Source organism: Marinobacter sp. LV10MA510-1, assembly GCF_002563885.1.
Classification (GTDB): domain Bacteria; phylum Pseudomonadota; class Gammaproteobacteria; order Pseudomonadales; family Oleiphilaceae; genus Marinobacter.
The window spans coordinates 3345930-3364767 of the sequence record NZ_PDJA01000001.1; the positions used below are offsets into that span (position 1 = coordinate 3345930).

Annotated in this window: 22 protein-coding genes and 2 riboswitches; of the genes, 13 read left to right on the forward strand and 9 right to left on the reverse strand. The window is 53.8% G+C overall.

What is annotated here, in order from left to right; all coding sequences use genetic code 11:
- Nucleotide 1: 1 nt before the first annotated feature.
- Nucleotides 2-2275, reverse strand: a complete 2274-nt coding sequence (gene ggpS / locus ATI45_RS16220) for a glucosylglycerol-phosphate synthase (protein WP_098420679.1) — start codon at nucleotides 2273-2275, stop codon at nucleotides 2-4.
- A 249-nt stretch (nucleotides 2276-2524) separates the two neighbouring features.
- On the opposite strand from ggpS, the gene ATI45_RS16225 reads away from it, so the two are divergent.
- Nucleotides 2525-2887 (forward strand): MFS transporter, encoded by a 363-nt coding sequence (locus tag ATI45_RS16225; RefSeq protein ID WP_143751179.1) that lies wholly within the window; start codon nucleotides 2525-2527, stop codon nucleotides 2885-2887.
- Here the strand turns inward: ATI45_RS16225 and ATI45_RS16230 are convergent.
- From ATI45_RS16230 to ATI45_RS16240, 3 genes are all read right to left on the reverse strand, one after another.
- Entirely contained in the window at nucleotides 2884-3363 is a 480-nt protein-coding gene (locus ATI45_RS16230) for an NADAR family protein (protein ID WP_098420681.1), read from the reverse strand. The two genes, ATI45_RS16225 and ATI45_RS16230, sit on opposite strands and share 4 nt — an antisense overlap.
- Before the next feature lie 68 nt (nucleotides 3364-3431).
- Entirely contained in the window at nucleotides 3432-4535 is a 1104-nt protein-coding gene (locus ATI45_RS16235; RefSeq protein WP_179888093.1) for a histone deacetylase, read from the reverse strand.
- An 84-nt stretch (nucleotides 4536-4619) separates the two neighbouring features.
- Entirely contained in the window at nucleotides 4620-5165 is a 546-nt protein-coding gene (locus ATI45_RS16240; protein ID WP_098420682.1) for a GNAT family N-acetyltransferase, read from the reverse strand.
- A gap of 737 nt (nucleotides 5166-5902) precedes the next feature.
- Here ATI45_RS16240 and ATI45_RS22835 point away from each other — a divergent pair.
- Both ATI45_RS22835 and ATI45_RS22840 read left to right on the forward strand, forming a co-directional pair.
- Nucleotides 5903-6193, forward strand: coding sequence for a DUF2254 family protein (locus tag ATI45_RS22835; RefSeq protein WP_143751180.1), 291 nt, complete (start codon nucleotides 5903-5905; stop codon nucleotides 6191-6193).
- Nucleotides 6180-6572, forward strand: coding sequence for a DUF2254 domain-containing protein (locus tag ATI45_RS22840; RefSeq protein WP_228735997.1), 393 nt, complete (start codon nucleotides 6180-6182; stop codon nucleotides 6570-6572). Before ATI45_RS22835 ends, ATI45_RS22840 begins: the two co-directional genes overlap by 14 nt.
- Before the next feature lie 49 nt (nucleotides 6573-6621).
- Here the strand turns inward: ATI45_RS22840 and rlmF are convergent, their stop codons facing one another.
- Complete coding sequence (gene rlmF / locus ATI45_RS16250; RefSeq protein ID WP_098420683.1) at nucleotides 6622-7575, reverse strand: 23S rRNA (adenine(1618)-N(6))-methyltransferase RlmF; 954 nt, start codon at nucleotides 7573-7575, stop codon at nucleotides 6622-6624.
- A gap of 198 nt (nucleotides 7576-7773) precedes the next feature.
- On the opposite strand from rlmF, the gene ATI45_RS16255 reads away from it, so the two are divergent.
- From ATI45_RS16255 to ATI45_RS16260, 3 genes are all read left to right on the forward strand, one after another.
- Nucleotides 7774-8118: a HigA family addiction module antitoxin gene (locus ATI45_RS16255; protein ID WP_218925850.1), complete on the forward strand. Its 345-nt coding sequence runs from the start codon at nucleotides 7774-7776 to the stop codon at nucleotides 8116-8118.
- A gap of 70 nt (nucleotides 8119-8188) precedes the next feature.
- Nucleotides 8189-8365, forward strand: coding sequence for a hypothetical protein (locus ATI45_RS22320; protein ID WP_179888423.1), 177 nt, complete (start codon nucleotides 8189-8191; stop codon nucleotides 8363-8365).
- Between the two features lie 143 nt (nucleotides 8366-8508).
- Nucleotides 8509-8916 (forward strand): hypothetical protein, encoded by a 408-nt coding sequence (locus ATI45_RS16260; RefSeq protein ID WP_098420685.1) that lies wholly within the window; start codon nucleotides 8509-8511, stop codon nucleotides 8914-8916.
- Here ATI45_RS16260 and ltaE read toward each other — a convergent pair.
- Together ltaE and ATI45_RS16270 are read right to left on the reverse strand one after the other, a co-directional pair.
- Nucleotides 8885-9901, reverse strand: coding sequence for a low-specificity L-threonine aldolase (ltaE, locus tag ATI45_RS16265; protein WP_098420686.1), 1017 nt, complete (start codon nucleotides 9899-9901; stop codon nucleotides 8885-8887). The two genes, ATI45_RS16260 and ltaE, sit on opposite strands and share 32 nt — an antisense overlap.
- A gap of 74 nt (nucleotides 9902-9975) precedes the next feature.
- The gene (locus tag ATI45_RS16270) at nucleotides 9976-10809 is read right to left on the reverse strand and encodes a zinc-dependent peptidase (protein ID WP_098420687.1); all 834 of its coding nucleotides are present in this window, start codon (nucleotides 10807-10809) and stop codon (nucleotides 9976-9978) included.
- 64 nt (nucleotides 10810-10873) lie between these two features.
- Between ATI45_RS16270 and ATI45_RS16275 the strand changes: the two genes are divergently transcribed.
- The 3 genes from ATI45_RS16275 to ATI45_RS16285 all read left to right on the forward strand — a co-directional run bounded on the left by ATI45_RS16275 (nucleotide 10874) and on the right by ATI45_RS16285 (nucleotide 13385).
- The gene (locus tag ATI45_RS16275; protein WP_098420688.1) at nucleotides 10874-11545 is read left to right on the forward strand and encodes an SDR family oxidoreductase; all 672 of its coding nucleotides are present in this window, start codon (nucleotides 10874-10876) and stop codon (nucleotides 11543-11545) included.
- Between the two features lie 117 nt (nucleotides 11546-11662).
- A complete protein-coding gene (locus tag ATI45_RS16280; RefSeq protein WP_098420689.1) occupies nucleotides 11663-12337 on the forward strand; it encodes a spermidine synthase in 675 nt (224 codons plus the stop codon).
- Nucleotides 12338-12410: 73 nt separating this feature from the next.
- Nucleotides 12411-13385: a M23 family metallopeptidase gene (locus tag ATI45_RS16285; protein ID WP_098420690.1), complete on the forward strand. Its 975-nt coding sequence runs from the start codon at nucleotides 12411-12413 to the stop codon at nucleotides 13383-13385.
- Here ATI45_RS16285 and ATI45_RS16290 read toward each other — a convergent pair.
- Nucleotides 13382-13807 (reverse strand): universal stress protein, encoded by a 426-nt coding sequence (locus ATI45_RS16290; RefSeq protein WP_098420691.1) that lies wholly within the window; start codon nucleotides 13805-13807, stop codon nucleotides 13382-13384. The two genes, ATI45_RS16285 and ATI45_RS16290, sit on opposite strands and share 4 nt — an antisense overlap.
- Before the next feature lie 86 nt (nucleotides 13808-13893).
- On the opposite strand from ATI45_RS16290, the gene ATI45_RS16295 reads away from it, so the two are divergent.
- The 4 genes from ATI45_RS16295 to ATI45_RS16310 all read left to right on the forward strand — a co-directional run bounded on the left by ATI45_RS16295 (nucleotide 13894) and on the right by ATI45_RS16310 (nucleotide 16928).
- Complete coding sequence (locus tag ATI45_RS16295; protein ID WP_228706068.1) at nucleotides 13894-14646, forward strand: SOUL family heme-binding protein; 753 nt, start codon at nucleotides 13894-13896, stop codon at nucleotides 14644-14646.
- Between the two features lie 77 nt (nucleotides 14647-14723).
- Nucleotides 14724-14969: a TIGR03643 family protein gene (locus tag ATI45_RS16300; RefSeq protein WP_098420693.1), complete on the forward strand. Its 246-nt coding sequence runs from the start codon at nucleotides 14724-14726 to the stop codon at nucleotides 14967-14969.
- A 319-nt stretch (nucleotides 14970-15288) separates the two neighbouring features.
- Nucleotides 15289-15705, forward strand: coding sequence for a CopG family transcriptional regulator (locus ATI45_RS16305; protein WP_098420694.1), 417 nt, complete (start codon nucleotides 15289-15291; stop codon nucleotides 15703-15705).
- A gap of 32 nt (nucleotides 15706-15737) precedes the next feature.
- Nucleotides 15738-16928, forward strand: a complete 1191-nt coding sequence (locus ATI45_RS16310; protein WP_143751181.1) for an alpha/beta hydrolase family esterase — start codon at nucleotides 15738-15740, stop codon at nucleotides 16926-16928.
- Between the two features lie 46 nt (nucleotides 16929-16974).
- On the opposite strand, the gene ATI45_RS16315 is transcribed toward ATI45_RS16310, so the two are convergent.
- Nucleotides 16975-18414, reverse strand: a complete 1440-nt coding sequence (locus ATI45_RS16315; RefSeq protein ID WP_098420695.1) for a sodium:solute symporter family protein — start codon at nucleotides 18412-18414, stop codon at nucleotides 16975-16977.
- Nucleotides 18415-18533: 119 nt separating this feature from the next.
- A riboswitch (TPP riboswitch) is annotated at nucleotides 18534-18642 on the reverse strand.
- Between the two features lie 89 nt (nucleotides 18643-18731).
- Nucleotides 18732-18828: riboswitch (TPP riboswitch) on the forward strand.
- Nucleotides 18829-18838: the final 10 nt, after the last annotated feature.

Sequence of the window (18838 nt, forward strand, 5' to 3'; positions counted from 1 at the left end):
GTCAGGCCGCGCAATGGCCTATGGGCAAAATCTTGTTTAATTTTGTCGCGCGTCGCCGTTCAACTTCATTGATAAACTCCCGCCCCCAATACTCGATGTCATAACGGCAAACCACTTCGAAGGCTTCGCTCAGTCGGTTCCGGGCATCGCTTCGGCTGATCGCCAATGCGTAGTAGCAGGTATCGGCCAGGTCCTGCGGGTGGTGCGGATTCGCCAGAATGGCTCCGCGCAGTTCCGCCGCCGCGCCGGCAAATTCAGACAGCACCAGTACGCCACTGCCTTGGGTTAAGCCCTGGGTTGCGATGTATTCTTTTGCGACCAGGTTCAGGCCATCCCGCAGCGGCGTAATCCACATCACGTCGGCTATGGTGTAATAGGCCACCAGTTCTTCAAAGGGCAGGGCGCGGAAGAAGAACTGCACCGGGGTCCACCCGACCTGTGCAAACTGCCCGTTAATGCGCCCCACCGTTTGTTCGATCTGCGACAGCAATTCCTCGTAAATAGTCATTCCGGCCGCCGCCGGCACACAGATCAGCACAAGGGTGACTTTGGTTTTCAGTTCAGGATGCTCGTTCAGAATGCGCTCATAAGCCTGTAGCTTTTCAATAATGCCTTTGGTGAAGTCGAGACGCTCCACCGACAGAATCAGCCGGACATCCTTGAACTCTTCACGCAGTGTTTCCATTTGCGCGATGACACTCTGGTCAGACAGAGCGGTACGAACGCGATTCAGGTCAAGCCCGACCGGGTGTGCACCCAGCCCGATCTTGCGGTCATTCACTTTTATTTCGGTGCTCATTTCATCAAGACCCACCGCGCAGCCATAGGTCAGAAAGCGCGGTGCACAGCCCATTTTCTGGGTGACCTCAAGCGGTGTGACACCTCTTGCCACATCCACAAAGTTCTCGGCCTGCCTGGGAATATGAAAACCAATGTGGTCACACTGCAACAGGCTGCCGATGATTTCGCGGCGCCAGGGCAGCACGTTGAATACGTCGGCTGACGGGAAGTAGGTGTGATGGAAAAAGGCAATGGTGAGGTCTGGCCGCATTTCGCGTAAATAGGCCGGTACCATCCATAGATTGTAATCGTGAATCCAGACCACGGCGTTTTCCGCCGCTTCCTCGGCGGCGCGCTCTGCAAACAATCTGTTGACCTTGAGGTACACCTGCCAGTGGTCATCGCGGAACGTGGCCCGCTCCCAGAAGGTGTGCAGGGTCGGCCAGAAGGCTTCTTTCGAGAATCGTTTGTAAAAGATCTCAACGTCTTCTTCGCTCAGTGCTACTCGTGCCGCGACCAGTTTTTCGTAGCGGCTGGTATCCACTTCGGTGTGGGTCTGGAAGGGGCCGAGATCGGGATCGTCAACTGACCAGGCGACCCACGAACCTGCTTTGCCATCGGAGAAGAAGCTCAGCAGTGTGGGAATGATGCCATTGGGCGATTTGGGCCGACGTCGAATCAACTCCCCATTCTCGACCACTTCTTCATAGGGCAGGCGATGGTAGACAATCACCAGGTCGGATTTGCCCCTGTTCATGTAATCCGGAATTTCGGCTTCAATACCCAGGTGACCCAGATAACCAAAATGCTCGAATGCCTCCAGAATGCCGCCGCAGCCCGACGCTTCGGCATGAAGTACTCGCGCCTGGTGCTTGGTTGCTTCCAGCAGTTCGGCCTCGGATGCACCGACACAGACACCCTTGAATTCGTGTTGATACATCGACAGGTCATTCAAGGTGTCTCCAGCAACCAGGACCGATTCCGGGTCTACCCCCAGGTGTTCAACCAGACGGGACAGGGTGCGCCCCTTGTTAACGCCCTGCGGAAGTATGTCCAGGTACTTGCCCGCGGAAAACAGTACTTCACAGGATAATGCGCTGACCCGTGACAGCATGTCTTCGCTGACCACATCGTTGTTACAGAAGTAAGAGACGCGGCGCTCCTGAGGGACTTCCTGACGCTGCAAGCCTTTAAATGAGGACAGGGCGCTCTCCACAACTTGCTCACCTGGCCAAAGCTCGTCGATTTCGCCCTGCAGTGGCTGGATGGCTTGTTGCGAGGCGCCATGAACCACAGTACAGCCGACATCGCAGATAATGTAGTCGGGCTGCGGAATCGTCGGATCGGACAGCAGGGGTAGCACGGCTTCTAGCCCTCGACCGGTTACAAACACTAAATCGATCTCCGGGTGAGCAACGATGAGTCGATAAAGCTTGAGGCGATTTTCCGGATCACCTGCGAGAAAAGTACCGTCAAGGTCGGTGGCGAGTAGCATTTTATACTCCTGTATAAGTCTTTCCTTATGTCCAGGAGTTCAGCAAAACATGGCGTAGAGATGGGACACTAGCGTGGGCAAAGCTTTGCTGAACTAGGGGACCCTACAAACTATCAATGCAGTTTTCATACCGGAAGTTGGCGGCAACACCGGTATTCTGCCCATGAAGTTTGAAAATACGTAATGTGATCATAGTGATATAGACATTTCCGTGCATGGCCTAGCTCTTGCAATATTCACAGCTCACACGTGATCACAAAGGCGGTGCATAAAGACAAGAACAATCCCCAAGTGCTTGCAGGCCGCGGGCAACACGCCCCAAAAGCAAGGCTAAGTCAGGAGGTTCCTATCTGGTCTCTTATGCGCCCCATTGGTGCGATTCTGGGCAGCGTCGCACTATTACAGCTCGGCAGTGGTCTACTTAACACTTTGCTGGCAGTGACCGCCGACGGCCAGAGGTTTTCAACAATCTGGATTGGCTTTTTTATGCCCGCCTATGCGATTTATCAGGTCAGACACGTGTCGGTTCTGACCGCAGGGGAGCATGCGCATTTCGAGCCCATGGTGCAGACGTCGCATGAGATTGTCGGAATGATCGAAAAAGAAGGTTAATGGCTGCCCGCCCGCTCTTCCTGAAGCTTCGCCCGAACGTTCATCAATACGTGGCCGTACTTGTTATCGCCCCGGCGATCCCGTCCACAACCCCAGAAATAATCAAAATTACTATTTTCCACGATTTTTTGATCGCCGGTGTTGAGAAGCGCTTCCGCCAGCTCAGGGTGAGTGCGGCAACGGGTGTAGACGCCCCGGGTCATAACGGTTTCACGCACCCGCTTCCAGTCACTGCGAAAACTCTTCCAGCGTTTGCGGCCCAGTTTGCGGGCCTCAGTTGGTGATATCGCGTTTCGCACCTGTTCCTGGTGGACGTCATCGGTAAACTTCATACCCTGAAAATAATGTTCCAACGACGGCCACACTTTGCCCTCCAGCTCGAAACTGTAGCGGGCGTAGGTCCCGAAGGGGCTATGCGGATCGGTACGGGAGGTAAATAGACTGCTTTCGCTGTCGTCTGATGGAAATAGGGACATGATGGCCGTCGCTGCAAGAGAGTGAGTCAATACACCAAATAAGGAGTGTACCGTGCCAGGTTGAACACTTATTCTTCGTCGCTGAAAGCCGAGCGGTGGAACTCTGCGGCTTCTTCCGCTTCTTTGGCGCCCGCTTCCCAGAGTTTGGGTACGTCGCCACCCGCCAGCACCTCAAGCACCGCGTGAACACCTTCGGCCAGCGAGGAAAGGTTGTACCCACCCTCTAAAACGAACGCGAGCTTGCCTTCGCAGTGGGTGTCAGCAATGTCTTGAACGATTCTGGTCAGCACTTTAAAACCGTCATAGGTGAGGTTCATCGCCATATCGTTGTGGTGGGGGTCAAACCCCGCCGAGACCAGCACCAGGTCTGGTTTGAAGTGCTCTGCGGCCGGCGTCAGTATGTCTCGGAAGACCTTCTCGTAGGCAATGTCGCCGGCGGTTTCCGGAAGGGGGACGTTGATGGTGTAACCTTCACCCAGGCCAACACCCACCTCTTCAATCAGACCAGATCCGGGATAAAACGGTGCAGCGCAATGGGTGTCGAAGAACAGCACATCCGGATCTGCCCAGAAAATATCCTGGGTGCCATTGCCGTGGTGCGCGTCCCAGTCAATGATCAGGACACGTTCACAGCCCAGCTTTGCCTGGGCATGGGCAGCCGCCACGGCAACGTTGTTCAGTAGGCAGAAACCCCTTGCCCGCACGGGCTCGGCGTGATGTCCTGGCGGGCGCACAAGGGCGAAGGCGCTTTGTGCCTCACCTTTGCAAACGCTTTCCACGGCAGCAATGGCGTTGCCGGCTGCCGCTCTTGCCGCTTTGATGCTGTCGGGGGACACCGCCGTGGTGTCTCTGTCGAGCCAGGCGCGTTTGCCATCCAGTGAAAAAAGATGGTCCAGATAGGACGTGATGTGCACGCGTGCCAGCTGATCGTAGGTGGCAGCAGGCGCTCCTGACTGGAACTGGACACCGGGTATGGGGTTTTTATCCAGATGCGCTTTGATCGCCGCCAACCGGCCCGGATGTTCAGGATAGCTCCATTTAAAATCCAGTCCCTGGAGAATAGTCCTGACTCGCTTTTCTACCCGGCTAGGAATAAAAGGCAGGTCTACCTCGGGATTGTGCCCCAGCATTATTTCATCATAAAACACATTGACACTGCGATCGCCAATCACAAGACACTCTCCTTCTTGAGCTCTTTCGGTTGCCTGTCGAAGCTGTCGTTTCGATACGGTTTCGAACCGGGTTCAGCAGGCTTCTCATAGTTGCTGTGACGCAAGGGCTTCCTTCACAGTCGAGGTGAAGGCTGCGGCACGAATGCCGGTGGTTTTAAAGCCCAATTTGGCCCAGGCGGCCTTGGCCTCTTTATTAGACTCAGCGTATTCGAGAATCAGCTCATGCACATGATGGCTTTCCGCAAATCTAACCAACTCCTGTAACAGCGCCCTGAAAATACCGAGATTCCGAAACTCGGGCTCCACCCATACATCGTCAATGATTCCCGACCTGTAAACCAACGCTTCCGCCTGTTCCCAGATTCCCTGACTGTGCCACACATAGATATAGCCCATTCCGATGATGCCGGCATCCGGGTTCTCTGCCACAGTCAACAGCTTGTTATCGTCTCCCAGTGAGGAGCGTAATACGTCCAACAGTCGGTTATGTTCGTTTTTCTTAAGGTTCTGTGGCGGGGCGCCAGAGACATGCAACGCCAGTTTGGCGAGAAACTTCACGAGTACCGGAAGGTCCCCTTCACGTGCTTCCCGAAGCACAAAGGCCGCTTTACTGGCTTTCTTTCTGGCCATAAAAACTCCTGAAACTGAATGGCGAAGCACAAATCACTCTGATGATTAATCGGAGTCGTATCTCACCATTTACCTTTATTAAAAGCTCTTTGGTCAGCTTAGTCGTTTTTTCAAGAAGTTGCTGCACCACCCTGTCGGCAACTTAACACGCAACGAAAGATACGGCCTGATTTCAAGCATCGTTGGAAGTATTCATGGGGGTGATCACGGTAGCGGCAGCTGCTGGGGGTTATTATCCCGGGTATGGATAATTTCAATAGATTTACGACTTCTTGCAGAGCTGGTGCGGTTGGCTGATGCCGCACCTTCTGTCCAGATAGGCGTGTATGCTGTTGGCGACCCCCATTAGTCAGGGGTAGTTGGCGATTCGAGTCCCGGCTTCCAGGTTCTGTTGGCCGGTCCCCAATCAATCAACCCAGGCCCAGAAAAGACAGGATTGCGATAACGATAACGACTGCGCCGACTATGTAGACAATGTTGTTCATGAGAAATACCTTTCACGTATGATTGGGAATCGAAGGGGCCTTAAGGCACCCATGCTCAGCATACTCACGCTGCTTACTTGCGTTCGGTGCGGCGGCGCACACACGGACGATTAAATCGAAAAGGATTTGCTTAAAGCGTTGGTATAAAAAGGTGTGTTTGTTGGTGTGTGTATGACGTTCGGCTTTTCCTACTGGATAGACCATCCGGGCAACCTTTGAGCTATCCTGTACACAACCGCAAAGGATGCAATTATGGCCGAATCACCACTGTTGAGTTCAGACAGGCTGCGCTTTTTTTTCAGCCGAATCAAAGAGCGTTTGTGGGTCAAACCACTGGTGCTTGGCGTGCTTTCTGTTGGCGGTACATTCCTCGCCAAGCTTGCTGACGATGCAGGCCTATCCGGCGTGTTACCCGATGTCACCCTAGAATCTGTTGAATCGCTACTGTCTATCATGGCGTCCAGCATGCTGGTTATTGCGACGTTTGCGGTAGGCTCCATGGTTGCCGCCTATGCATCGGCCAGCGCTGGTGCAACACATTGATCTGCAGACTTTACAATCCCGCGCTGAAGCACACAATTGCCACGTGATAATGGTGCGGCTGTTTACGATTTGGCAATCCCCACTTAAAAAAGAGAGGTTACAGGCGATCACCTATGACCGTGTATCGGTTCCGGAACTGGTGATCGACGACTTGTTTGACGATGCATTCACAGCTATTGCCCGTGACGGCGCGGGTATGGTTGAAGTTTCCATCCGACTGCAGAAAGCTTTTTGCGCGTTGGCTGAAGCCGGTGACAAGGCGATGGCGGCCGCCGCCAAAAAACATTCACGGATGGCACTGAATCGTTCGAAGCACGCCATGTCCCTTTCAGACGATATTGATGCTGTTGTCAGAGCGGCTGCGTTTTCGGCCAGGTAATTGATGATCGGCGCAGAGATTGAAGAGGTAGGCCTCTTCTGGCTCTTCTTTAAATAAATGTCCAAGCCAATATTCTCGTTGTTTTTTTGCCCTGCTTCATTTCTATTTCCCGTACGTCAATTGCGCCAAGCTTAAGAATCAGTTTTTTTGCCGGCTTTACATTGTCAATTTTCGAAACCAGGCTTGTAAACCAGCGGCATTGAGTTGAAAAAACTTGGCTTTCTTTTATGAGTTTTTTAAGGAACAGCCGTTCGCCACCTTTACACCATAGCTCGGCCTCCAGGCCGCCAAAATTCAGAGTGGAAGACGTAATTTTTTGCTCACCGCGATTACGGGCAAGGTTGTTAATTTTACGCTGGCTGCCTTTGAGTGCTTCCTCTTGAGACCCATGAAACGGCGGGTTGCATACACTGACATCAAAGAATTCCCCGGTTTGAATGATCCCTTCAAAAATGTGACTTTTATCGTGTTGCTTGCGCAGTGTGAAACGGTCTTTTAGCGAGGGGTTATTAGCGATAATCGAGGCTACGTTTTCAAGTGACTGACGGTTAATATCACTACCCACACACTGCCAACCGTATATCTGGCAGGCTAATAGCGGGTATATCCCATTCGCACCCGTTCCTATATCCAGTAAGGAAATATTGGGCCGGGTATTAGCCTGGTTTGTCGTAGGCTCGCCAACGCCAAGCAGCTCGGCTATGTAATGGATGTAGTCGGCTCTGCCTGGAATGGGTGGGCAAAGCGAGCCCTCTGGAATATCCCAATCGATAACGCGGTAATATTGCTTTAATAGCGCGGTATTCAGAGCTTTTACGGCCAGTGGGTCTGCGAATTCTATGGAAAGGTTGCCGTAAGCGTTTGTGTGTACATAGGGGGCTAGTGGCGGACAGCTTTTTACAAGCGATGGGAAATCATAGCCCTGCTTGTGCAGATTTCTCGGGTGTAGATTCTTGCGATCAGGCTTGGTTTGGTTCTTTTCACGTCGGTAAAGTGCGCTCACAGTAATATATCCGAAGTTTAGAATTTAAAAGTGAAACGAAGTCGCCGTCGCGTGACCATCAATTGACATGTGTAACGTGACAAATTACACTCGCGGTCCGCGATCGAAACTTGGCAGGCAGGAGCCGCAAACGATTTCGATGAATGACCAGTGGCGTATGTGCTTTTATTTTGACGATGGTAATACGTGCAAGGTCACATGCAACGACCACTGGGAGAGATATTAACTGTGGCTATTCCTGACACTGGCAGTCTGCAGCACAAGCCGACCCATCCTGGTGAAATGTTAAGAGAGAGTTTCATCCCAGACTACGACTTAACGGTTGCTGGATTGGCTGAATCTTTGGGGGTATCTCGCCAGTCCGTCAATGAGCTGCTGCGAGAGCGCCGTGCGGTCAGCCCTGAAATGGCACTACGGCTTGCGCGTTTGTTTGGTAATTCTCCGGAGTTTTGGCTGAATGCGCAGCGCGCTGTTGATTTGTGGACTGCAGCGCTATCGGTCAAGGAAGAAGTTGACCGAATCACACCGTTAGACGCTGCATAACCAGATCGTGCAGCGAGCTTAGACATTGTTGAAATGGACAGATAAACCAACATTTAACCGAGAGAATATTATGAGCAAGAAACCCGCAAAAGGTTCAGTAACAACGGCCTCAATTGAAGAGCAAACAGCGGCTTTTTTAAAGGCTGGCGGAGCGGTTCATTATGTCGTTAAAGGTAAAAGTGGGCAAATTGCCCCTGCAGGCCCGAAGCCGGTTACCCCGAAGCCGGTCGCCCCGAAAAATGACTGATGTGTCCGTTGGTTGGCACTGAAGTTCTTGTCAAGCTCATTAGAAAGCACTGCTGTACAAAGAAACGCCTTTTATAGCGGCGTTAAAGCTTAGCAAGTTTCTGGGTATTCAAACCATTCCCGTATTAGAAGTGGAGTCTATTGATGAAGCCAAAAGACCTCGTGGCGCAGTTCGTTGCTGATATCCAAGCCCAGCGTTTCGATGAGGCAAAGGCCTTGCTGGTGTCGGACGGATTTGAATATGTTGGGCCAAACATGCGTTTCGTGAATCCGGATGACTTGATGGCCTACCAATTCGGGATGGTCGCCATTCAAAAAGCCCTGATTCTCCGTCAGCTCAGTGCCGATGAAGAACACGTGTTCGCAATTCTGGATTACCGGACCAATTTTGAACCGATTGGCGATGTGCGGCTTGCAGTCTGGTTTAGTGTTCTAGGGGACAAAATCCAAAAGGTTGAAGCCTTTTATAATGCGGCTGTCGTTGAAAACATGTTGGGTGGCAACCTTCCCCAGTCGACTGTTAAGGCTGCTGCTGATAAAACCGCTGAATAGCTTTTAATAGCTGGTTTACATCGTTGTTATCAAGGTCTCGGTGGGTCACAAAGCGAATCGGCTCACCGGCGGTGATGAGAATGCCCTGGCTCGCCAGATAATCGCGCAGCGCCGCGGCTTTGCCAGAGCGGCAGCGGGCGTAAACGATGTTGGTCTGGGTGCGGCTGGGGTCAATTTCCAGTTCTGAAATGGCGGCAAGCCCGGTACTCATGCATTGGGCGTTTTCATGGTCTTCTTGCAGTCGCAGTGGCCCTTGCTCCAGGGCGATTCGCCCGGCTGCTGCCAGTATGCCGGCCTGGCGCATGCCGCCGCCGAGCATTTTGCGCAGGCGTGTTGCTCGCTCAATAAAGGCTGTTGAACCCAGCAACAGCGATCCCACCGGGGCGCCCAATCCTTTCGACAGGCAAACACTGACGGAATCGTAGTGTTTGGTTATGTCCGTTACATCACAGTCTGATTTTACCGCTGCGTTAAATATTCGAGCTCCGTCCAGGTGAAGCTGCAGCCGGTGGTCATCACAAAAGGCGCGAGCCTGGCGCTGGTAGTCCAGTGACAGCACTTTGCCGCCGATGGTGTTTTCCAGCGATAGCAGGCGCGTTATGGCGAAATGAAAGTCACCGGGTTTTATCGCTGCGCGGGCCTTGTCGAGGTTGATGCTGCCGTCGGGCTCATTCTCTATAGGCTGAGGCTGCACACTTCCAAGTACGGCGGCGCCACCGCCTTCGTAGCGATAGTTGTGCGCTGACTGGCCACACAGATATTCGTCGCCGCGACCGCAGTGGCTCATGATGGCCAACAGGTTGGCCTGGGTGCCGCTGGCCGTAAACAAGGCAGACTCGAAGCCCAGCCGCTCGGCTGCGTAGGCTTGCAGGTTGTTCACTGTTGGGTCTTCACCGTACACATCGTCACCAACCTCGGCGTAGGCCATGGCCTCGCGCATTTCCCGGGTAGGGCGGGTAACGGTGTCACTGCGAAAATCAATCATGGTGGCGCTCTTTTGCATCATCGCTAAGGTGTGAGATAGGTCGTGGCATTCTACAGTCAAAGGTAGAGCGCGGTTCAACCTTCGTAGCGGCTGAAGTCTATGGGGTCCAGCCGATAAAAACCGCACAGTGCATTGTAAACGTCCGGTTGTTCGGCTTTTAGGTGTTTTGGCTGCTGAAAAAAGGCTTCTGTCAGCACCGCAAAGAACTCGGCAGGCTTGGTTGCACCGTAGGGGTCTAGCCAGCTTTTTTGATGATGCTGCAAGCTGGATCGCAGGTTCTCATACGCTTTGGTCATGGTTTGTTGCCACACTTGGGCTTGCTCGCCGCTGAGCGGCGGCGCGCCGTCTGCGGTGCCGTCTAGGTAGTCCAGTTGGTGGGCGAACTCATGAAGAATAACGTTGTGCGGGCCGTCTGAATTCATCGCGCCTTCCTCGCATTCAGACCACGCCAACACCACTTGCCCCCGGTTAGATGCCTCGCCCGCACGAACCTGATCACTAACACTCACTACGATGCCATCACTCTGGGCCGTTTGTACGCGATACACATCCGGGTACACCAAAATGCTGCGAACATCGTCATAAGAGGCATAGGGGCGTGCCAGAATAAGCAAACAGGCGTGGCTGGCAATGGTAATTTTTACCCGCTCGTCCACATGAAAACCGGCGCAGCCGTAGAACTCCTTTTCGGAAAGAAAAAGCTGAATGTATTCTTTCAGCTGCTTTTTCAAGGGTGGGGGAAGTTTTTGATAGAGTGGCATATGGGCCTGCAGCAACTTGCGCCAGGCTTTTGGAAAAGGCTGTTGCAGTTCACGCTGTCGCCGCCAGTTGCGGTAGAAAAACAGGTAAAATATCGCGAAAGCGATGAGCGCCAGAGCAAACACGGCGAAGACAAATGGCGAAGACAATGTGGCTGTGTCCTGTTTAGAGGGCGTTCTGCCATCTTATCCTATTCATCTATGAGGTGTTGTTATGTCGAATAAACGAGTAGTGGTGATCACCGGTGCCAACCGTGGAATAGGCCTGGAGCTAGCCCGGCTTTTTGCCGCAAAGGGCTGTGAGGTGATTGGCGTGTGTCGTGAAACCTCGGCCGAGCTGGCGGAAGCGGCTGCCAAGGTTGTTGACGGTGTAGATGTTACAACCGACACCGGTGTGGAAAAGCTGATGGCCGGCCTGCAGGGCGTTCAAATCGACGTGCTGATTAACAACGCGGGTCTGTTGCAGGACGAAGTACTGGGTAGCATCGATTTTGACTCCTTGCGCACCCAGATGGAAATCAATGCCTACGCGCCGCTGCGAATCGCCGAAGCCCTGTTCCCGCAAATGCCTTCCGGTGGAAAGATCGCGAATATTACCAGCCGCATGGGGTCGATTGCTGATAACGACTCCGGTGGTCGCTACGGTTATCGTGCCTCCAAAGCCGCATTGAACGCGTTTGCGAAATCTCTGGCGATAGACTTGAAACCCCACGGTATCGCCGTCGCCCAGCTTCACCCGGGCTATGTGAAAACGCGCATGGTGAATTTCGGCGGGCTGATTACCCCAGAAGACTCTGCGAAAGGGTTGGTTGCGCTGATTGAAGGGCTGAATCTGGAGAATTCCGGGTCCTTCTGGCACAGCAACGGTGAGAAGTTGCCTTGGTAAGTAGAGGTAAAGGGTAGAAGGAACGGCGTGGTAGAATGTTTCGCTTGAATATAGAGTGCCGCGCCTTGATATTGCGGCGAATCCTTTGCCGGTGTATTGACGACTTTTGAGGTTTTTATGGCCCGTTTTGAACTGCTGGGTACCGCCACCATTCCGGGCAAAGGCACGGAGTTGCGCCTGCTTCAGCGCAATGATGAGTTTTCGATCAAAATTGCCGGCAAGCCCGGTGAGCTGATGAACAGCCGCCTTCACGGCTCTGAAGATGCCCTGGCAACGCTCGCTTGCGAGCGGATTGTCGATCACCCCGCACCCCGCGTGCTGATCGGCGGTTTGGGCATGGGTTTTACGCTGGCAGCGGCCCTGGGCGCGCTGGGTGATAAGGCCGAAGTAACCGTGGCTGAGTTGGTGCCGGACGTCGTGGAATGGAATCGCGGGCCTTTAGGCCTTGCGGCGGGTTATCCCCTGAATGACCCCAGAACGAAAGTGCACGTCGGCGACGTGGTGAAGCTGATTAAAGACTCGCCGGGCCATTATGACGCCATTTTGCTGGACATCGACAATGGTCCCGAAGGAATGATCCGTAAAGAAAATGATTGGCTGTACACCGCCGCCGGTATTGCCGCCGCCCAGGCTGCGCTGACGTCCGAAGGCATTCTGGCTTACTGGTCGGCAGGGCAAGACCCCACGTTTACCGAAAGAATCAAGCGTACCGGGCTTTCTGTTGAGCCGGTGACTGTGCGTGCGCATCGTCCGGGAAAGGGCGCGAAGCATGTTATCTGGCTGGCGTGGTAGAGAGCGTTGGTTATTAACGCTCTCTGTCAGCACTCTTTATGAATAGTCCAGCTTGAATTAAGGAATCCGAATAATGTCCTGGATGGTCATGGTTACTCAGATTTTTCTGCCGGTGCTGCTGCTGTTTTGGTTTGCACGGTTTCCGGCAGCTGGCGTCCTGGCCTTTGGGCTTCAGGCGATTTCGGTTGGCGCGGTTATTCTGGGGGTAGGGCTCGCGGCTTTATGGACCATGCCGCCTTTCTGGGTGCCGTATCTTTACGGCGTTGTGTTCCTGTTGACCATTACCTGGCATCTTGTACGAGGCCGCTTGCTGGGCAACGGATTTTGGCAAGCGTCAGCCGGGCCAACCACGTTGGTGCTGATGGTAGCCGGGTTGGGCACGATTGGCGGCTATATGGGTTATCTGGCGTGGCTGGGCCGTGAACTCCCGCAAGTAGACACGGTGAATATCGCACTGCCCTTCGGCGCGGGCGACTATCTGGTGGCGCACGGGGGCTCAGGCAGCCTGGTCAATATTCACCTGCATACACTGGACGAATCGGTAGAGCGATTCCGGCCCTGGCGGGGCCAGAGCCGCGCGCTCGACATTGTCCGCATTACGCCGTTTGGCCGTCATGTAGACGGCTGGCAACCCGCTGACCCAACTCGTTATGTCACCTTCGGAACACCGGTATTAGCACCGTGTAACGGGGCAGTCGCCAGAATCGTGGACGGTGTTCAGGACATGCAGGTTCCTGAAATGGACCCCGAAAATATAGCGGGCAATTACGTCGCTGTTGATTGTGGTGATTTCTTTGTGGTGTTGGCGCATTTGCACCAGGGCAGTATTCAGGTAAGCGCCGGAGACAGTCTGGACATTGGGGACAAGCTTGGGGAAATGGGTAATTCCGGCAACAGTTCAGAGCCGCATTTGCACGTGCATGCCCAAAGAGGCCTGCCCGAAGAGGCTCCGCTAAGTGGGCAGCCTCTGGCCCTGACGATCAACGGAGACTTTTATATTCGAAACGACAGGATTAAGGTCTCGGGCTCCGGCGCAGCACAAGATTAATCCTCACGCACAACGAAAACCGACACGTTACTGTGTCTGACGATGTTTGCACCATTCGAGTGGAGAATGTGCAGTCGATCGCCGATGCCAGGCGGGTGGGACGCCATGATGACCAGGTCTGCACCGGTTTCTTTGATGGCTTCCAATAAACGGTCATCCAGTTCCACGGCGATATCTGCCGTCGAGATCACTTTGCTGTCGGTAGCGACGCCGTGTAATTTTCCCTGCTCTTGGGCAAAAGTGTTGAGCTTTTTGGCCAGCTCTTCCGGATTGTGTGCGGCGGCGGATGGGGCTGTGTTGGTGACTGCGATGTAGCAGAGTGCGGCGTTGTAGTGCTTGGCGATGTCGATTGCCGTGTTGAGCGCCTTCGACATTTGCGCCGTACGTGACAGGTCGACGGGCACCAGAATTTTGCGATACATAGCGTTTCTCCCTATCCCAATTCAAGTGCGGAGCCATTTCCTTCCACCATCAAAAGCGTGGCAGTAATTCCCGGATATTGCCACGTATGAAGGCTAAAAAGTCGGCACATGGCGCCTTTCTGTCTTTCATGCCAGACTTCAAGGGTACACAAAAAGAGAGGTGTTTCTATGAATCTTCAGAGAGCGTTTGGTGGTGGACGCTAATGGCCCACCTGAAGCAGACAGTTTGGGTGATGATTGTGGCAATTCTCGGAGTTGGCAACGCTATGGCGACAGAAGAAGCTGAATATACCGTTGTACACAAAGATCAGGATTTTGAAGTGCGCGATTACGAGCCACATATCCTGGCCGAAACCGTCGTAGACGGAAAGTTTTCTAACGCCGGCAACAAGGCCTTCGGCCGGTTGTTCAAATACATCTCCGGCGATAACACGTCCCAGCAGAAAATCGAAATGACCTCGCCGGTTGCGCAGGAAGCCGAAAGCGAAAAGATTGATATGACGTCGCCGGTGGGTCAGAAGCGGGAAAACGACAGCTGGGTCGTAAGCTTTATGATGCCCGCGTTTTATACATTGGAGACGGTGCCCCAGCCCAAAAACCCCAAAATAACTCTACGGCAGGTTCCCATCCAGCGCATGGCTGTGGTTCGCTACTCAGGCACTTGGAGTGAAAAGGGTTACCGGAACCATAGGGACAAGTTGGACGCCTGGGTAAAGGAGAATGACTTCAGTATGATTGGTGAGCCAGTGTGGGCGCGGTATAACCCGCCCTTTATGCCCTGGTTTTTGCGGCGCAATGAAGTTCTGATGCCGATCGCGATGCCGTCAGACAATCCGTAAACGCAACATTGCCTGCATCCAAACGCTGCGGGAAAACGTAATGTTTTGAACACTTCTGTTTAGCTAGAGCACGCGCTATGGACCCAGTCGACGAGTCACGAATTATTGAAATGGCGTGGGAAGACCGCACGCCATTTGAGGCCATCCAACAGCTTTACGGACTGTCAGAACCCGAGGTTATCCGGTTTATGCGAAAATCACTCAAGCCCGGCAGTTTCAGGTTGTGGCGAACGCGGGTGTCCGGCCGTGCAACAAAACACCTGAAGCTGCGCAGCCCAGACGTAGGGCGGGGTTATTGCCCGACGCAATACAAGCAACGCTGATTCCTTTTCACCTTCACAGCCTAACCTTTCCAACTTCACAGTCTAGCCTTCCAACCTGCGTGCTTGGTTCTTTTAATCCTGCATTTTTTGCCCCTCCAGCGGTCGCACCTGCTTCGTTAGTAGATGTATTTACGCCAAACTATAAGCTGACGCTTTCGCAGGACGCCGTCAGCGTTTTTTCTTACAGCCCCCTCTATGCCTGATCCATTTGTTCCTTGACAGTCATCTAGATACGCCATATAACATCCATATGGATTCTATTTGGATTCCATACGGAATTTTAAAGGGTTTGGCCAGTGCTAATCAACAAGGAAAAGCGATGAGCGTGCATGAGATACGACGCAAGACAGGCGACACCACCGAAAAGCTCACTATCAACCTTGGTGTGGTGGACCTGGGGCAGATTGATCTGCTGGTACAAGAAGGGTTTTATTCTAATCGCAGCGATCTGATCCGCACGGCGATTCGCAACCAGTTAGCGGTCCATGCGGACGTGGTCAAGGAAACGGTTGCTCGCAAGACCTATGTGCTGGGCTTGCAGTATTACAGCCGTCGTGATCTTGAAGCGCTGCAAACCAAGGGAGAAGTACTACAGATTCAAGTGCTGGGACTTGCCAGTATTGCCGAGGATGTTTCCCCTGAGCTTGCCTTGGCGACGATTGAATCGATTGCCGTTCTAGGCGCTCTACAAGCGAGCAAGGCGGTCAAGGCCGCCTTGGCGGACAGAATCTATTAGTAGTGTATTCATTCACGCCGAGGGACATTTCCATGAATCGTTCAATCAACGAAACGCTTATGGCCAATCTGAAAGAAGCCACTCGATTGACTCAAGCGGGCCAACTGCAGGAAGCGACCGCAATAATACAGCGAGCGTTGCACGGCACGTCGAACCTAAATAAAGTGGTCAAGCCTGTGTCAGCCGAACGCATGGCGGGCCAAGGCACGCCAGACAGGGCTAAGCCTGTGGGCGATCTTCTGCGCGGCAAACTATCGGGTTTGAATGGGTTGAGCACAGGTTTGGCATCTTCCGTCGAAGCGCTACCCGAAGGTGCAACGTTTAACAGTGACACCTTTACTAATCAAACGGGCAGCCGCGACTACAAACTGTACATTCCCAGTGGTTATCACGGCCAGTCCCTGCCGCTGGTGGTTATGCTGCACGGATGTACCCAGAATCCGGATGATTTTGCGGCTGGTACGGGTATGAACACGCTGGCGGAATCGCAGTTGTGTCTGGTGCTCTATCCCGCTCAAACGGCTTCTGTCAATCCCTCCAAGTGTTGGAACTGGTTCAAACCAAGCGATCAGCAACGCGAGAGCGGCGAACCGGCAATCCTTGCCGGTATGACGCGGCAGATTGTCGATGAGTATAAGTTGGACGAGCAACGGGTTTATGTGGCCGGATTGTCCGCCGGCGGTGCCATGGCAACCACTCTTGCAATGACCCACCCGGACTTGTACGCAGCGGTGGGCGTTCATTCTGGTCTTCCCCACGGTGCCGCACACAGTATACCTTCAGCACTTGCGGCCATGCGAGGTGATGCCGCGCCTCTTGCAAGCCGTAATAACAAGAGGGCGGGTGCTGGCGCAACGTCGTCAATGGATCAGAAAATTCCCGCCATCATATTCCACGGTGACCGCGATACCACGGTACACCCCGGCAATGGCGACCGCGTTGCGGCGCAGCATTCTGGCTCTATCGGCTCGGGCAGCGGACCGAAAAACGCGATTGATATCAAAAGTGAACAAGGGAAGGTGCCCAACGGCCATGCCTATACCCGCACGACTCATCATGATGCCAACGGCAAGGCTATTGTTGAACAGTGGTCGATTCACGGCGCCGGCCACGCCTGGGCCGGTGGTGCGCCTCAAGGCTCGTATACCGACCCGAAAGGTCCGGATGCGACTGGGGAAATGCTGCGCTTTTTCCTGACGCATTCAAAAGTCGAGCAGCGGTAGACGTCACGTTAAGGGCAATCGTAAGCCGGCTATTAGCGGCTGCAGATTACCCTTCCAGCTTCCGCACCTGCTGCGCCAAGATGGAAAAATCGAAGCGCTCTCCTTTTGGCATTAGCAGCAACAATAACGACACCGCAATGGGTACAAAGGTTGCGAGCAGGAAAGATTCCAGCAAATAGGTGAGCGGCGCCCCCGGTGCGGGAAACAGCATTAACCCGGTAGCCAGGCCGGCAAACGTGCTAATCGCGGCGTTGTAGCTTTGGTAACGGGCGTTGTAGAAGCCAAAAAATACCGGGAAAGCAGCGGCGCAGCACAGCAGATCGGCCAGCAGAAACAGGTAAAGCACGCTGTAACCTTGGGCCGCCACAAACAGCACCGGTACCGACAACAACACAATCAGCCAGCGGGACAGCGACAGCAGGCTATGGTTGCTCAACTTTGGCAGCAGCCGGCGCAGGTCTATGACCATGATGCTGGTCAGCCCGCTGATGGTGGAGTCGGCACTGCTCATAATCAGCGCCAGCCCAAAGGGTAACAGGCCAATCGCAAACCACACGGGTACGTCCGCCAGCAACACGCTGAACAGCGCCACCGAACCGTCACCCGGCAAGCCCAGGCCTACAAACGCCAGCCCGAACAAACCCATGATGAAAATGATGGGGAAACTCAACAGACCACTGATGATAAAACCGTTGCGGATAACCTTGTTATCGCGGGCGGCGAAAATACGCTGCCAGGTGCCTTGGTAAAATAACCCGGTCAGCACCACTGCCAGGAAAAAGGTCAGGCCGGATTTCAGGCCGTTGATGTCCAGTGGGTTAAGCAGGTGTGGAGCTTTTTCCTGCAAGCCTTGAATCGCCGGGGCCAGACCACCGGTGGCCTTCCAGCCAAAGCCAATTAATAGCGCCAAAAAGGGCAAAATCACCAGCATTTGTACCCGGTCGGTAAAAATGGTGACTCGCAGGCCGCCGTACAGGGTGTACAGCAGAGTGGCGCCCATGACGATGCTGGCGGTTAGCCATAAGGGCACCGGCGCTAGTAAAGACACCATTTTGGCAATGGCAGTCAGGCCCGCAGTCAGGCTGATAAACAGATAAAAAACCATGATCACCAGCACGAAGCCGTACATAACGCGACCATAGCGGCCGAGCACAAATTCGGTGAGGGTGTGGCCTTCGGGCATTAATGTTCGAATGCGTTTGCCCAGGGGAATCATGATCAGCCGCGGTGCCAGGGCACCCAGAGCATAACCGGTAACAGCACCAATGCCACCCCAGGTGGCGGCCTGGGCCGGGCCAAACAGAATCCAGGTACCCATGGTGGTCGCCAACAATGTTAGCAGGGTGGCGGAGCTGCTCTGGCTGTTGCGGGCCACCAGAAAATCGTCCAGTTTATCCTGCTTGTGGCGGGCGTAAAGCAGGCCGGGTATCGCAAAAAGTGCGGCGAACAAAACCAGCCATATAAGGGCGGTAGAGGTGCTGAGCATTGGTAAATTTTCCTTGCCGCGGCAGGCGGGAGCGTCATCGCCAAAGGTGGCGGGTCAATAGTACAACCGGGACAACCAAGACAAGCAGCGGGGAAAGAAAGGGGCGCACAGGCAAGCGTAAAGCAGGCGTTTTCCTTCCCTTCGCCGGCATTACCCGGATCAGGTTCGAAGGGTTACCGCACTAAGTGCGGAGTCTCAGCCATCGCAATGGCGCCCCCAGGAATGGCAATAGAGTAGGAAGTCTGTTCGTACTTGTCAATTGCCGCTATTAATGGCGGTTTGGCCTGCATATTCGTGCCGCCGTTGTGCTATGGTTTTGGCTCGACACGGGGTGTCCTGCTTTGCAGGGCTGAGAGCACACCCGTTGAACCTGATCCAGTTCATACTGGCGAAGGGATGTCAGAGGGTGCGCCCGCACCCAATC